This window comes from Tenacibaculum sp. nBUS_03 (assembly GCF_051201695.1).
Taxonomy (GTDB): Bacteria; Bacteroidota; Bacteroidia; order Flavobacteriales; family Flavobacteriaceae; genus Polaribacter.
This window is the reverse complement of the sequence record NZ_CP179214.1, coordinates 3,168,067-3,184,124: the sequence shown is the minus strand read 5'-3', so window position 1 is coordinate 3,184,124 and position 16,058 is coordinate 3,168,067. Positions and strand designations below refer to the sequence as shown.

General features: G+C 37.0%; 7 protein-coding genes. All 7 read right to left on the bottom strand.

Translation table 11 applies throughout. The features are described 5' to 3' along the window. The gene (locus ACMFBB_RS14595) at positions 1 to 732 is read right to left on the bottom strand and encodes a hypothetical protein (protein WP_435261487.1); all 732 of its coding nucleotides are present in this window, start codon (positions 730 to 732) and stop codon (positions 1 to 3) included. 251 nt (positions 733 to 983) lie between these two features. After that, complete coding sequence (locus ACMFBB_RS14590; RefSeq protein ID WP_435261486.1) at positions 984 to 1,556, bottom strand: lipoprotein signal peptidase; 573 nt, start codon at positions 1,554 to 1,556, stop codon at positions 984 to 986. Between the two features lie 449 nt (positions 1,557 to 2,005). Beyond that, positions 2,006 to 2,935 (bottom strand): OmpA family protein, encoded by a 930-nt coding sequence (locus ACMFBB_RS14585; RefSeq protein WP_435261485.1) that lies wholly within the window; start codon positions 2,933 to 2,935, stop codon positions 2,006 to 2,008. Beyond that, positions 2,853 to 3,953: a hypothetical protein gene (locus tag ACMFBB_RS14580; protein WP_435261484.1), complete on the bottom strand. Its 1,101-nt coding sequence runs from the start codon at positions 3,951 to 3,953 to the stop codon at positions 2,853 to 2,855. Before ACMFBB_RS14580 ends, ACMFBB_RS14585 begins: the two co-directional genes overlap by 83 nt. A gap of 19 nt (positions 3,954 to 3,972) precedes the next feature. Further along, entirely contained in the window at positions 3,973 to 4,896 is a 924-nt protein-coding gene (locus ACMFBB_RS14575) for a PorP/SprF family type IX secretion system membrane protein (protein ID WP_435261483.1), read from the bottom strand. Positions 4,897 to 5,038: 142 nt separating this feature from the next. Next, the gene (locus ACMFBB_RS14570) at positions 5,039 to 11,554 is read right to left on the bottom strand and encodes a gliding motility-associated C-terminal domain-containing protein (protein WP_435264313.1); all 6,516 of its coding nucleotides are present in this window, start codon (positions 11,552 to 11,554) and stop codon (positions 5,039 to 5,041) included. An 86-nt stretch (positions 11,555 to 11,640) separates the two neighbouring features. Beyond that, positions 11,641 to 15,582, bottom strand: coding sequence for a hypothetical protein (locus ACMFBB_RS14565; RefSeq protein WP_435261482.1), 3,942 nt, complete (start codon positions 15,580 to 15,582; stop codon positions 11,641 to 11,643). Positions 15,583 to 16,058: the final 476 nt, after the last annotated feature.

Genomic DNA, 16,058 nt, shown 5'->3' with positions numbered 1-16,058 from the left:
TCACAGAACCATCGGGGTCGGTAGACTCCCCAACAGGATTTTGAGAGCCCTTACTACAGCCAGTTTATCCAGAAGACCTGATGCTTGGGCTTCAATTGAATTAGTTGTATCAAAATTTCCAGATAAGCCCTGATTATTATCAGGGTCTACATTATGCATCCAGAAAATATTATTTAGTGTTGTACTACTGGTGTTTGTTAGGGTAGTTGTCATTTTTATAAAAAGTCCATTTTCAGTAACAATATAGGATCTATGTACATCGATACCGCCAACACTACCTTCCCAAATTACTTCTGCAGCATCCTCAGCACAATAACTTGTACTCGAATTAACAGAAGTAATTGAACCTGGAATTTCTTCAATTGGTCCTCTTGTGTTATTATTATATGTAGTTCCATTTATTTCTATTGCAAATCCCTCTTCTGGAGTTCCTGGTATGAAATAGTCTCCATCATAATTCACCCATCCATCATTCGCGGGATTTGCTATAAAACCTAAAGAAGAAAATCTTGAATTATGATAACCGGAAGGTCTCGTTCCATTTGGAGCACCAAACGTCCCCCTATCTGACAAACCTGCTTCTATGTAGTTCCCTCTAAAATAAGCATTTGTTCCAGACAATTGAGCGTTAGGTACCTGTGCATACATAAAACTTACACATCCAAATAATAAAAAAAACAGAAAAACATCTAGTCTATTTACTAAATAACATGAAAAAAACTTTTTAACCATAATCTGGGAATTAGATTAATTAATAATTAACTTTTAAAGTTTTAAAAGATTAATTATTCATTATGAGTAAAAAGTAAAGGATTATACTAAAGTGTAGTATAACTAAAAGAATAAGTATTTTTAAGTATATTATATTGTGTGGGGGACAACACTAAACTCTTGATTTATAAATATATAAAAAAAAAATATTTTTACAAAAAAAATATTAAATTATTTATCCATCTCATTTACAGCTAGTAAAAACTGACGTATTAATTTTCTTTAGGAAATGCTTGTTTATTAAATATAAAAAGTAAGATAACTCCAATAGTAATCCAAGAATCAGCACCATTAAATATAGCGTTAAAAAAAGTAAAGCTTTCACCTTCATATATTGGAAAGTAAAGCATATCAACTACTTTACCATAAAACAATTCTCCATAAGGTTCATCTGAGAATAATGTAGCTACCTTATGCATAGAAGAATCAAAAATAACTCCATAAAATACAGAATCAATAATATTACCAACAGCTCCGGCTAAAATTAATGCTATAGCTGTAATTACTGCATTATGAGTTTTTCTTTTTATACTTTGATTAAGCCAATATATAATTCCTGTTACAGCTACTAATCTAAATAATGTCAAAAATAATTTCCCTGATTTACCACCAAATTCGAACCCCCAAGCCATTCCATTATTTTCGGTAAAGTGAATTTTAAACCAGTTGCTAAAAACGACTACCTCTTCACCTAAAGTAAAGTGTGTTTTCACATATATCTTACTGACTTGATCAATTAAAATTGCTAAAATTACCGTTAGGATTGCTATGTTCTTTTTTGACATTTTTTTGTATTAATGAGGACAAAAATAAGAAAACTATTGTTATTGACTAATTTACAATTAACCTTTATCAATTATTTACAAAAATTCTATCCTAAAGAAATTTCAGAACAATTATTTATAAGACTCTTTCTAAGTACTAATAATATATCAAAACAATCTTATTAAATTCAAAATCTAATATTCTCACTTAATAAAATTAACGTAAGACGCACTTATCTTTAAATTTAATTTAACATAGTCTAATTCCAGTATTTTAAAAAGCATGAAAAATATTAAATTATATAATTAAAACTATGAATAGAAAAAGAGCAATCATCAAAGCAATAAACTAATTATAAATTATCGAAATAAACATACTAATTACGTATTTTCTTGTAATTGTAATGTTTGACTTATAAAAAAACGCCTCCTTACAGAGACGTTTTAATTACTTTTTATGTATTCTTTAATTATTGAGTACTCGTTTTTACATTTTTTCCTCCACTTACTATATAAAAATACGATCGCCTGTTTTTCTGATGATCCTCTTCACCACATTTACTTTTCCATCCTTCTTTACAATCGTTCAATAATTGATCCTCGCCATATCCTATAGCACTCTCTATTCGTGATGAAGGGATTCCTCTTGAAATTATATAATCTCGTGTGGACTTAGCTCTCTTATCTGAAAGAATCCTATTGTAATCTCTCGGACCTCGACTATCCGTATGAGACTCTATTTTTATTATCATTTCTGGATTGTTATTAAGTACCGAAACTATATGCTCCAACTCATACTCTGCATCCTCACGGATATTAGATAAATCAAAATCAAAATAAATCGGGTTGATTACTATTTGATTTTCAGCTATCAATGATTCTAATTGTAAATCAGAGCTTATATCCTTTTCATTGACATCTAATGTAACTGTGGCTTGTTGTGTTGCCTTATAGTCTGCTTTTGACGCTACAACTACAAAGTTCTTTTCACATGCTACTTTTGAAAATAAATAAACACCATCTGTTTTTGTTACTTGTTCTGATATTAGAACTCCTGATTCATCCATTAACTGTACTCGTACATTTTCTATTGGAGAGCCTGTTCGGGAATCTGTAACAATACCCTTTATATTTTCTTTACACTTGTAAATTGTGAAACTATAAATATCATCATCACCGACTCCTCCTTCTCGATTAGAAGAAAAGAAACCTGCTGTTCTATCTTTATTGATTACAAACCCAAAATCATCTAGTGAACCATTAACTGGTGCGCCTAAATTAACAGGAACTGAATATCTGTCCCCTTCTATTTGCGATTCAAATATATCTAATGCTCCTAATCCTAAATGTCCATTGGAAGAAAAATACAATCGATTGTCTTCTCCTACAAATGGAAACATCTCTCGTCCTTCTGTATTTATTGTTGAGCCTAAATTCTCTGGAGAATCCATAATTTCCGTTTTCATCTATCGATACTTTATATAAATCAGTTCCTCCATAACCATTAGGCATATCTGAAACAAAGTATAATGTTTTTTCATCTGAACTCAATGCTGGATGTCCGGTAGAGTATTGATCACTATTAAATGGTAGTTCTTTTACATTTCCCCAAGTCTCATAAATCTTTTCTGCGCTATATATCTTTAAATGAGTTGTACGATTTTTATCTGATTGCAACTTATTGCCATCATAATTATCTCGTGTAAAGTACATCATTTTTCCATTCTTACTTATTATTGCATTAGATTCATGATACTTCGTACTTAAAGATGCTACCTTATTTGATAAAGACACATCTAATCCCTTATCTTCTTCTAATCGATTTAATTCTGAGCGATAAATATTTAAATAAGGCTGATTATTCCATTGATAAATTTTCTTGTTTTCAGCATCTGGACGGGTAGAAGCAAAATAAAAGGAATCTTCATAAATAAAACCTCCAAAATCTGAATACGTTGTATTGCTTGATAAATTGTGAATATTAATAAACGTTTTCTCTTTATTGGTGTATTCTACAAAATAATCTTTATTCTTTTCTAAGGCGATAGCTCTACTATCATTTTCTCCTAAGTCTTTTAACTTCAACATCCATTGATCTGAGTCTTTAATCTTTCCATTACTCTTTAATGTTTGAGCATAACGAAATATATGCTCTGATGAAACTATTGATGGATAATTTTTTATCAATTCTTCATACCACTGCTCAGCTTTATCAAAAGCTACATTAAAATAATGTGAATCTGCCAACCTACTTATTACCAAGTATGTTTTATCTCCTTTCTTATAAATAGTTTCATATAACTCTGCTGATTTTTTATAAGCGTATTCTTTAAAATACCTATCTGCTGCATACTTGCGTTGCCCGAAACTTAAAACTGTAACTAACAACAATAAAATTAATAATATTCTGTTCTTCATATCCTTAGATTTTAATTCATTAGAAAAATCTTGGTGATTTCATCTTTTGTTCTTTAAATATCTCATATCGAAGCATTACTTCATGAGTCCCTGAATTATAATTACTATAATTGGATGTCGTTAAATCATAAGCATAACCGATTTGAAGAGATTCATTGATTTGAAATCCTAAAAGGGCACTTATTGAATCGTCCCATCTCCATGCTGCTCCTAGCCTGAACTTATTATTGAATAAAAAATTTGCCGAGACATCCAATGATAAAGGTGCTCCACTTACAATTTTACTCAATACAGCGGGTTTAAACTTTATAGAATCACTTAAATCAAAAACATAGCCTCCTATTAAAAAATAGTGCATACGTTCTGTTGCTACAACTCCTCCATTACTAACATCATCATAATGTTCTGTGCGTAATAAATTAGGTACTGCTAATCCTAAATACCAATTTGATTTGTAATAATAAACTCCTGCTCCTATTGTAGGTAAAAACTTGCTTATATTCTCATTTAAAGAACGATCATTTCCATCTCGAAAAACACCTTTACTCCAATCTACACTAAAAAATCGACCCCCTAATTTTAATCCAAATGCTAAATTACCTTCTTCACTTGTCCTTACTGTATAAGATACATTAGCATCTATGTAAGTCTCATTAGAAGGACCTATTGCATCATTTACCAAATTTACTCCTAAACCTACTCCTGAATAGCCTAAAGGGGTATCATAACTTAATGTTTGCGTATCCGGAGCTCCATCAATTCCTACCCATTGCGTACGCGCCAAAACATTTATCATAGTATGTCCTTTTGAGCCAACATACGCTGGATTTACACTCATTGTATTAAACATATATTGTGTATACTGAGGATCTTGCTGTCCGTTTACAATATATGAACTGAATACTAATAGTAGTATGCTGATTACTTTTAATATATTATTCATCCTTACTAATCTATTTAGATTTATTATTGTTTTTAAATTATTCTATCAAAAATTACACTAAAAACTTCTTCTCAAACTTTAAAAAAATAAACTTGTTAAATATATAAAGATAGTTTTTTTATAATTTTACAAAACTATGATATTAATCTCTATTAATATAGATCCATCCTTTTTTAACTTTATTTCCATTTCCTAAATCAAGAACATAGAAATACGTACCTGAAGGTAACTTATCTTCTACTTGAATATTTGCTCTTCCGTTAGAAGTACCATCCCAAGTGTTTTTGTATTGTTTTTTACTATACACTAAATTACCCCAGCGATTAAATATCTCTAATGTATTATTTGGATAATTCTCAATACAATTAATAATTAAAGTATCATTACTTCCATCATCATTAGGTGTAAATTCATTATAAACAGTAACACAATCATCTACTCCAACTGCATCTCCAAAAACAGCGTTGTTGATGTCTGCACTATCTGAAATTCCGTCACCATCACTATCTGTTCCACTATCTGGTAAAACTCCTGTTCCTCCACTATTTGGATCCGTTGGGTCTGTATCATTTACATCGGTATTTCCTGCATCTCCAAAGCCTGAATCATCCTCATCTACTTCATCTAAAATTCCATCACCATCACTATCTGGACCATCTACTATTCCATTTCCATCTTCATCATCATTACCGCCTTCTGTTATATCATTGATACCATCATCATCACTATCTAAATCCTGATAATCCGGTACACCATCACCATCCGTATCAACAGTATCGCCTTCTCCTCCATTGCCTTCGCCAAAATTAGACGAATCTGAATCTACACTATCAGATATACCATCTTCATCACTATCCGATCCGCCAGTATCATTTGAATCGATAACACCATCATTATTCGTGTCTAAATCACCATTGCCATTCTCAATAACATCATTTATTCCGTCATTATCACTATCTAAATCTTGATAATCTGGCACACCATCACCATCTGTATCTGGCTCCTCTTCTGTATCTACTGAATCATCTGCTTGTCCGTCATTATCCGAATCTACATATCCAGTGTCATTTGAATCGATTACGCCATCGCCATTAGTATCTAAATCACCATTACCACCTTCATCTACATCTAAAATACCATCATTATCACTATCTAAATCTAAACTATCTGGTATTCCATCACCATCCGTATCACCTGTTCCCTCTGCACTATCGGGTATTCCATCATTATCATCATCGACATCTATATTATCTGGTATTCCATCACCATCTGTATCTGTAAAATCTCCAAAGCCTGTATCATCTCCATCAACACTATCTGAAATACCATCTCCATCACTATCTGTTCCACTATCTGGTACTACTCCTGTTCCTCCACTATTTGGATCCGTTGGGTCTGTATCATTTACATCTGTATTTCCTGTATCTCCAAAGCCTGAATCATCCTCATCTACTTCATCTGAAATTCCATCTCCATCACTATCTGGACCGTCTATTACCCCATTTCCATCTTCATCATCATTACCGCCTTCTGTTATATCATTGATACCATCATCATCACTATCTAAATCCTGATAATCCGGTACACCATCACCATCCGTATCAACAGTATCGCCTTCTCCTCCATTGCCTTCGCCAAAATTAGACGAATCTGAATCTACACTATCGGATATACCATCTTCATCACTATCAGACCCGCCAGTATCATTTGAATCGATAACACCATCATTATTCGTGTCTAAATCACCATTGCCATTCTCAATAACATCGTTTATTCCGTCATTATCACTATCTAAATCTTGATAATCTGGCACACCATCACCATCAGTATCTGGCTCCTCTTCTGTATCTACTGAATCATCTGCTTGTCCATCATTATCTGAATCTACATATCCAGTGTCGTTTGAATCGATTACGCCATCGCCATTAGTATCTAAATCACCATTTCCGCCTTCATCTACATCTAAAATCCCATCATTATCACTATCTAAATCTAAACTATCTGGTATTCCATCACCATCCGTATCACCTGTTCCCTCTGCACTATCAGGTATTCCATCATTATCATCATCGACGTCTATATTATCTGGTATTCCATCACCATCTGTATCTATAAAATCTCCAAATGCTGTATCATCTCCATCAACACTATCTGAAATTCCATCACCATCACTATCTGTTCCACTATCTGGTACTACTCCTGTTCCTCCAATATTTGGATCCGTTGGGTCTGTATCATTTACATCGGTATTTCCTGCATCTCCAAAGCCTGAATCATCCTCATCTACTTCGTCTAAAATTCCATCACCATCACTATCTGGACCATCTACCAATCCATTTCCATCTTCATCATCATTACCGCCTTCTGTTATATCATTGATACCATCATCATCACTATCTAAATCCTGATAATCTGGAACACCATCACCATCTGTATCAACAGTATCGCCTTCTCCTCCATTGCCTTCGCCAAAATTAGACGAATCTGAATCTACACTATCGGATATACCATCTTCATCACTATCAGATCCGCCAGTATCATTTGAATCGATAACACCATCATTATTCGTGTCTAAATCGCCATTGCCATTCTCAATAACATCGTTTATTCCGTCATTATCACTATCTAAATCTTGATAATCTGGCACACCATCACCATCAGTATCTGGCTCCTCTTCTGTATCTACTGAATCATCTGCTTGTCCATCATTATCTGAATCTACATATCCAGTGTCATTTGAATCGATTACGCCATCTCCATTAGTATCTAAATCACCATTTCCGCCTTCATCTACATCTAAAATTCCATCATTATCACTATCTAAATCTAAACTATCTGGTATTCCATCACCATCCGTATCACCTGTTCCCTCTGCACTATCAGGTATTCCATCATTATCATCATCAACATCTATATTGTCTGGAACTCCATCTTCATCAGTGTCTTGATCTAAAACAATTGTGACTACGCCTGATCCTGTATTTCCTCCGGCATCCGTTGCTACAACGTCAATCGTATCATTGTCTGCTAACGTTGGGAAAGTTCCACTGTCAGGTGTTGCTGTATCGGGATCAATACTCCAGTTTCCTGAGGCGTCAGTTGTTACTGTATACGTTACTTCTGGAGTTCCATCGCCATCTGCATCTACCATAATGGTTAAGGTTTCATTTGGCTCACCTGATCCTGTTAAGGTTGGTGTAATATCATTACTTGTAAACGTATCTGCGGTTGGGGCTGTGGTATCAATCGTTACAACTCCTGATCCTGTATTTCCTCCGGCATCCGTTGCTACAACGTCAATTGTATCATCATCTGATAACGCTGGGAAAGTTCCACTGTCAGGTGTTGCTGTATCGGGATCAATACTCCAGTTTCCTGAGGCGTCAGTTGTTACTGTATACGTTACTTCTGGAGTTCCATCGCCATCTGAATCTACCGTAATGGTTAAGGTTTCATTTGGCTCACCTGATCCTGTTAAGGTTGGTGTAATATCATTACTTGTAAACGTATCTACGGTTGGGGCTGTGGTATCAATCGTTACAACTCCTGATCCTGTATTTCCTCCGACATCCGTTGCTACAACGTCAATTATATCATCATCTGATAAGGTTGGGAAAGTTCCACTGTCAGGTGTTGCTGTATCGGGATCAATACTCCAGTTTCCTGAGGCGTCAGTTGTTACTGTATACGTTACTTCTGGAGTTCCATCGCCATCTGAATCTACCGTAATGGTTAAGGTTTCATTTGGCTCACCTGATCCTGTTAAGGTTGGTGTAATATCATTACTTGTAAACGTATCTGCGGTTGGGGCTGTGGTATCAATCGTTACAACTCCTGATCCTGTATTTCCTCCGACATCCGTTGCTACAACGTCAATCGTATCATCATCTGATAAGGTTGGGAAAGTTCCACTGTCAGGTGTTGCTGTATCGGGATCAATACTCCAGTTTCCTGAGGCGTCAGTTGTTACTGTATACGTTACTTCTGGAGTTCCATCGCCATCTGAATCTACCGTAATGGTTAAGGTTTCATTTGGCTCACCTGATCCTGTTAAGGTTGGTGTAATATCATTACTTGTAAACGTATCTGCGGTTGGGGCTGTGGTATCAATCGTTACAACTCCTGATCCTGTATTTCCTCCGACATCCGTTGCTACAACGTCAATTGTATCATCATCTGATAAGGTTGGGAAAGTTCCACTGTCAGGTGTTGCTGTATCGGGATCGATACTCCAGTTTCCTGAGGCGTCAGTTGTTACTGTATACGTTACTTCTGGAGTTCCATCGCCATCTGAATCTACCGTAATGGTTAAGGTTTCATTTGGCTCACCTGATCCTGTTAAGGTTGGTGTAATATCATTACTTGTAAACGTATCTGCGGTTGGGGCTGTGGTATCAATCGTTACAACTCCTGATCCTGTATTTCCTCCGGCATCCGTTGCTACAACGTCAATTGTATCATCATCTGATAACGCTGGGAAAGTTCCACTGTCAGGTGTTGCTGTATCGGGATCAATACTCCAGTTTCCTGAGGCGTTAGTTGTTACTGTATACGTTACTTCTGGAGTTCCATCGCCATCTGAATCTACCGTAATGGTTAAGGTTTCATTTGGCTCACCTGATCCTGTTAAGGTTGGTGTAATATCATTACTTGTAAACGTATCTGCGGTTGGGGCTGTGGTATCAATCGTTACAACTCCTGATCCTGTATTTCCTCCGGCATCCGTTGCTACAACGTCAATTGTATCATCATCTGATAAGGTTGGGAAAGTTCCACTGTCAGGTGTTGCTGTATCGGGATCGATACTCCAGTTTCCTGAGGCGTCAGTTGTTACTGTATACGTTACTTCTGGAGTTCCATCGCCATCTGCATCTACCGTAATGGTTAAGGTTTCATTTGGCTCACCTGACCCTGTTAAGGTTGGTGTAATATCATTACTTGTAAACGTATCTGCGGTTGGGGCTGTGGTATCAATCGTTACAACTCCTGATCCTGTATTTCCTCCGGCATCCGTTGCTACAACGTCAATCGTATCATCATCTGATAAGGTTGGGAAAGTTCCACTGTCAGGTGTTGCTGTATCGGGATCGATACTCCAGTTTCCTGAGGCATCAGTTGTTACTATATACGTTACTTCTGGAGTTCCATCGCCATCTGCATCAACCGTAATGGTTAAGGTTTCATTTGGCTCACCTGATCCTGTTAAGGTTGGTGTAATATCATTACTTGTAAACGTATCTGCGGTTGGGGCTGTGGTATCAATCGTTACAATTCCTGACCCTGTATTTCCTACGGCATCCATTACTACAACGTCAATTGTATCATCATCTGATAACGTTGGGAAAGTTCCACTGTCAGGTGTTGCTGTATCGGGATCGATACTCCAGTTTCCTGAGGCGTCAGTTGTTACTGTATACGTTACTTCTGGAGTTCCATCGCCATCTGCATCTACCATAATGGTTAAGGTTTCATTTGGCTCACCTGATCCTGTTAAGGTTGGTGTAATATCATTACTTGTAAACGTATCTGCGGTTGGGGCTGTGGTATCAATCGCTACTACTCCTGATCCTGTATTTCCTCCGACATCCGTTGCTACAACGTCAATTGTATCATCATCTGATAACGTTGGGAAAGTTCCACTGTCAGGTGTTGCTGTATCGGGATCGATACTCCAGTTTCCTGAGGCGTCAGTTGTTACTGTATACGTTACTTCTGGAGTTCCATCGCCATCTGAATCTACCGTAATGGTTAAGGTTTCATTTGGCTCACCTGATCCTGTTAAGGTTGGTGTAATATCATTACTTGTAAACGTATCTGCTGTTGGGGCTGTGGTATCAATCGTTACAACTCCTGATCCTGTATTTCCTCCGGCATCCGTTGCTACAACGTCAATCGTATCATCATCTGATAAGGTTGGGAAAGTTCCACTGTCAGGTGTTGCTGTATCGGGATCAATACTCCAGTTTCCTGAGGCGTCAGTTGTTACTGTATACGTTACTTCTGGAGTTCCATCGCCATCTGAATCTACCGTAATGGTTAAGGTTTCATTTGGCTCACCTGATCCTGTTAAGGTTGGTGTAATATCATTACTTGTAAACGTATCTGCGGTTGGGGCTGTGGTATCAATCGTTACAACTCCTGACCCTGTATTTCCTCCGGCATCCGTTGCTACAACGTCAATCGTATCATCATCTGATAACGTTGGGAAAGTTCCACTGTCAGGCGTTGCTGTATCGGGATCGATACTCCAGTTTCCTGAGGCATCAGTTGTTACTGTATACGTTACTTCTGGAGTTCCATCGCCATCTGAATCTACCGTAATGGTTAAGGTTTCATTTGGCTCACCTGATCCTGTTAAGGTTGGTGTAATATCATTACTTGTAAACGTATCTGCGGTTGGGGCTGTGGTATCAATCGTTACAACTCCTGATCCTGTATTTCCTCCGGCATCCGTTGCTACAACGTCAATTGTATCATCATCTGATAACGTTGGAAAAGTTCCACTGTCAGGTGTTGCTGTATCGGGATCGATACTCCAGTTTCCTGAGGCGTCAGTTGTTACTGTATACGTTACTTCTGGAGTTCCATCGCCATCTGAATCTACCGTAATGGTTAAGGTTTCATTTGGCTCACCTGATCCTGTTAAGGTTGGTGTAATATCATTACTTGTAAACGTATCTGCGGTTGGGGCTGTGGTATCAATCGTTACAACTCCTGATCCTGTATTTCCTCCGGCATCCGTTGCTACAACGTCAATTGTATCATCATCTGATAAGGTTGGGAAAGTTCCACTGTCAGGTGTTGCTGTATCGGATCGATACTCCAGTTTCCTGAGGCGTCAGTTGTTACTGTATACGTTACTTCTGGAGTTCCATCGCCATCTGAATCTACCGTAATGGTTAAGGTTTCATTTGGCTCACCTGACCCTGTTAAGGTTGGTGTAATATCATTACTTGTAAACGTATCTGCTGTTGGGGCTGTGGTATCAATCGTTACAACTCCTGATCCTGTATTTCCTCCGGCATCCGTTGCTACAACGTCAATCGTATCATCATCTGATAAGGTTGGGAAAGTTCCACTGTCAGGTGTTGCTGTATCGGGATCAATACTCCAGTTTCCTGAGGCGTCAGTTGTTACTGTATACGTTACTTCTGGAGTTCCATCGCCATCTGAATCTACCGTAATGGTTAAGGTTTCATTTGGCTCACCTGATCCTGTTAAGGTTGGTGTAATATCATTACTTGTAAACGTATCTGCGGTTGGGGCTGTGGTATCAATCGTTACAACTCCTGACCCTGTATTTCCTCCGGCATCCGTTGCTACAACGTCAATCGTATCATCATCTGATAACGCTGGGAAAGTTCCACTGTCAGGTGTTGCTGTATCGGGATCGATACTCCAGTTTCCTGAGGCATCAGTTGTTACTGTATACGTTACTTCTGGAGTTCCATCGCCATCTGAATCTACCGTAATGGTTAAGGTTTCATTTGGCTCACCTGATCCTGTTAAGGTTGGTGTAATATCATTACTTGTAAACGTATCTGCGGTTGGGGCTGTGGTATCAATCGTTACAACTCCTGATCCTGTATTTCCTCCGGCATCCGTTGCTACAACGTCAATTGTATCATCATCTGATAACGTTGGAAAAGTTCCACTGTCAGGTGTTGCTGTATCGGGATCGATACTCCAGTTTCCTGAGGCGTCAGTTGTTACTGTATACGTTACTTCTGGAGTTCCATCGCCATCTGAATCTACCGTAATGGTTAAGGTTTCATTTGGCTCACCTGATCCTGTTAAGGTTGGTGTAATATCATTACTTGTAAACGTATCTGCGGTTGGGGCTGTGGTATCAATAGTTAATGTTGCTGAATTAGAAGTAACTGATGAGCAAACATAAGAACCATCTGTTATGATAACCTGATATACATATCCGTTCTCAGTCGCAGTTGCTCCTGTTAGTGTTAGTAATGCCGTATCACTTCCTGTGTAAATATCAGTTGTATTAGTTGAATCGATGTTTACAAAGCCTCCTCCACTTTGCTTATCAACCTGCCATTGATAAGCATAATAATTTAAATTTGGCAATACCTGAAATACTACTGAACCTACTCCATTAGTGATTAGACTCGTTGGCTGTGAAGTTATCGTTAGGGTAGTACCTGCTTGTTGAAAATCAAAACGTGTATCATTTGCTGGGGATGCCCCATCTATATTAACAGGAGTGCTATATGCGGCAGCAACAACAATACCATTAGAATTTACTGTACCTGCTACTTCGGTTAGAGGTTCTGTTGCTGTATTCGAAGGATTGTAAACTCCTCCATCTCCACCATCAGCATTAGCATCGGCGTATGCTTCATTGGCATCACTACAACCATCACCATCGCTATCAGTGTTTATGTAATCTGCTGGACTTGTGCTTATCGTATTGATTGGCGAAGTACCTGTTGCTGCTGAGCTTGGTATTCCATTAGTAGTTGGGCTAGTACCTACTGTTCCGTCAGCTTGCCCCAAGTTGGTAGTACTTGGTGTTCCTCCTGATTCTACTACATCATAAATACCATCATTATCACTATCTAAATCTAAATGGTCTAGTACTTGGTCTCTATCTGTATCACAAACTCTTAACTCGATAAAATATTGGCTATTTGAACCAGCTATTGAAGTAGAAGAAAATCGTATTCTTTTTGCTCCTGGCTCTGTTGATTGCCAATCTAATCTTTGACCATTATTTACAATGGCTCCTCCCACTGGATTCTCTACATAATAATTAGACCCAGAATTAAAAGAAATAAAATCGGAAGCCAATGGGGAATCGAGTTTAAATTCTACTAAGTCTAATGATTCAAAACCATCTTGGACACCATCTCCTAATGATCCACCGTGGGCTGCTGTAACAAACATAAAATCTGAATAAGGCCCTGAAAACTCAAACGTACCAGCACCAGTCCCTGCATTTGCTATCCATGCACCACCTGATGGATTGGTAGCACCATTGGTTATGGTCACAAATAAACTATTTGGAGGCAAATTGAAAAGATCACTTATATCTTCATTAACAACACTATACATTGTAGCATTCCCACCTGGTGGGCTTGATAGGTCAGTTGGCTTTAATTTTATAAAAGCACATTCATCAGCATCCAAAATACCATCATTATCATCATCTAAATCACACACGTTATTTATACCGTCTGCGTCAGGATCATTCGGAGTCACTGTACCAGCTGTTGCTAAATTTGTACATGGATCAATTACAGTTAATGTAGCACTATTTTGTATATCTACACAAGTATTATTTGGGTGCGTAACTATTAAGTTATAAACTTTTCCGTTTAACCCTGTTACATCTGAAATTGTTAAAGTAGAAGTATTAGTTCCTAGATATACTCCGGTATTAGACAAATTTACTCCATCTTCCTGCCACTGATATACCAATGTTCCAGAAACATCTGTTGCTGAAGGCCCTGAATAATTTGGTAAAGAACCCGTATAATCAGTAGTATTTGTTGCTGAAGCTGAAGTAATTGTAAAATTTAAACCATTTCCAGTTTGTTGTGTCACATCTATTAATGCTGAAGCATCTAGAGCAACTTCAGTAGCTACTATCTCATTTCCTCCTCCTTGGCCTTGACCATTTGAATTCACCAATTGAGGTACTCCATCACTATCTATCCCTCCCTGAGTTGCTATATCAATCGCACCTACCGAATCTAACTGTGAAGCTGTGACTGTTTCATCACCTTCAATTGCATCAAAACAACCATCATTGTCTGAATCAGTATCAAAATGATTAGGGACACCGTCGTTATCTGTATCAAACACATCTGGTATACCATCATTATTAGCATCTGTATAATCTGTATTTGAACCATCTCCTGCATTCCCGTCATCATTCAAATCAAGATAGTTTGGAACAGTATCGCCATCTTCATCACCTACTGGATTAAATGCACCAGCCTCATCTACATCTAAAATACCATCATTATCATCATCTAAATCATTCAAATCGGTTTCACCATCATTATCAATATCAGAATTGGAGCAAACAATCACTGAAAGTGATGCCCCCGATCCAGGAGAATTATCTAACCCAAAATTATTTAAGTTTAAATCAACATTCTTAACCCAACCTGAAGCGGTAGCCCGCATGGTGAAATTAACAACATCAACATTTAAATAAGAAAACTGCGCATCTAACTGATTAACTCCACCTGCCTGAACCAGACCATCAGCCAAAATACCTCCAGCTGTTTCAGACAACGCAACATCTTCTTCGGCTCTAATAAAGGCTACCCTATCTGAACAAGGTATAAATACCGATTCGGGAGTATCAATATCTGCAATAATATAAGAAAAATTACCTGTTACTCTTGTGTTGGTATTGTCTAGAAATTCCAAAACAACTTCAACATCTGTAGAATTTTGATGTGAGAATGTTATATTATCACCACTTTTAGTGAACAAACCAGTTCCACTAACAATTGTAGCCCTAACATTTACAATTTCCGGTTTTGCGGAAGAACTGGCTGGAAAAACCTGTACGTTTCCAGTATTAACAGGATTACCTGTAATGGCAACATCAACATATTGTGCAAACACATTTTGCTGATAACCAAAAAATAAGACAAAAAACAATAAATAGAAACTGTTTACTTCACGCCACGAAAAGTACTTTTTTACCATAATCTGGGGATTTAATTAACAATAATTAATAGCTGTTAAAAGCATAATTATTCATTCTCAGTAAAAAAGTAAAAAGTAAAAATTATACCATATTGTATATAGTATAGTGAAAAGAGTAACTTTTTTTTAAGTAAAATATATTTCGTGGGGGAAAACATTACTCTATCTGTCCGCTAATATATAGAAAATTTACTCTCCCAACAAAAAAAAACACCTTTTCATACATAAAACACTGTAAATCAAGCATAAAATATTTTAATTTCTTTAAAAAATCCTCATTCATTAAGAGTTGGTAAAGTAACGTATTCAACTTCTTATAGCAGAAAGTAAAACACAGCAACTAATTTAAACTAAGACTTATTGAATACAATATAAAAGTTGATACACAAAAGAATTGAAATAATTCCAAAACACGAAATCAATAAAAACAACCAACGGTTTCAACTAAAATTGAGACTGTAGCCATAATACTTAAA

Coding starts and splice junctions, on each gene's coding strand:
- ACMFBB_RS14595 (WP_435261487.1), bottom strand. CDS start 732: ATGGTTAAAAAGTTTTTTTCATGTTATTTAGTAAATAGACTAGATGTT.
- ACMFBB_RS14590 (WP_435261486.1), bottom strand. CDS start 1,556: ATGTCAAAAAAGAACATAGCAATCCTAACGGTAATTTTAGCAATTTTA.
- ACMFBB_RS14585 (WP_435261485.1), bottom strand. CDS start 2,935: ATGTTTCCATTTGTAGGAGAAGACAATCGATTGTATTTTTCTTCCAAT.
- ACMFBB_RS14580 (WP_435261484.1), bottom strand. CDS start 3,953: ATGAAGAACAGAATATTATTAATTTTATTGTTGTTAGTTACAGTTTTA.
- ACMFBB_RS14575 (WP_435261483.1), bottom strand. CDS start 4,896: ATGAATAATATATTAAAAGTAATCAGCATACTACTATTAGTATTCAGT.
- ACMFBB_RS14565 (WP_435261482.1), bottom strand. CDS start 15,582: ATGGTAAAAAAGTACTTTTCGTGGCGTGAAGTAAACAGTTTCTATTTA.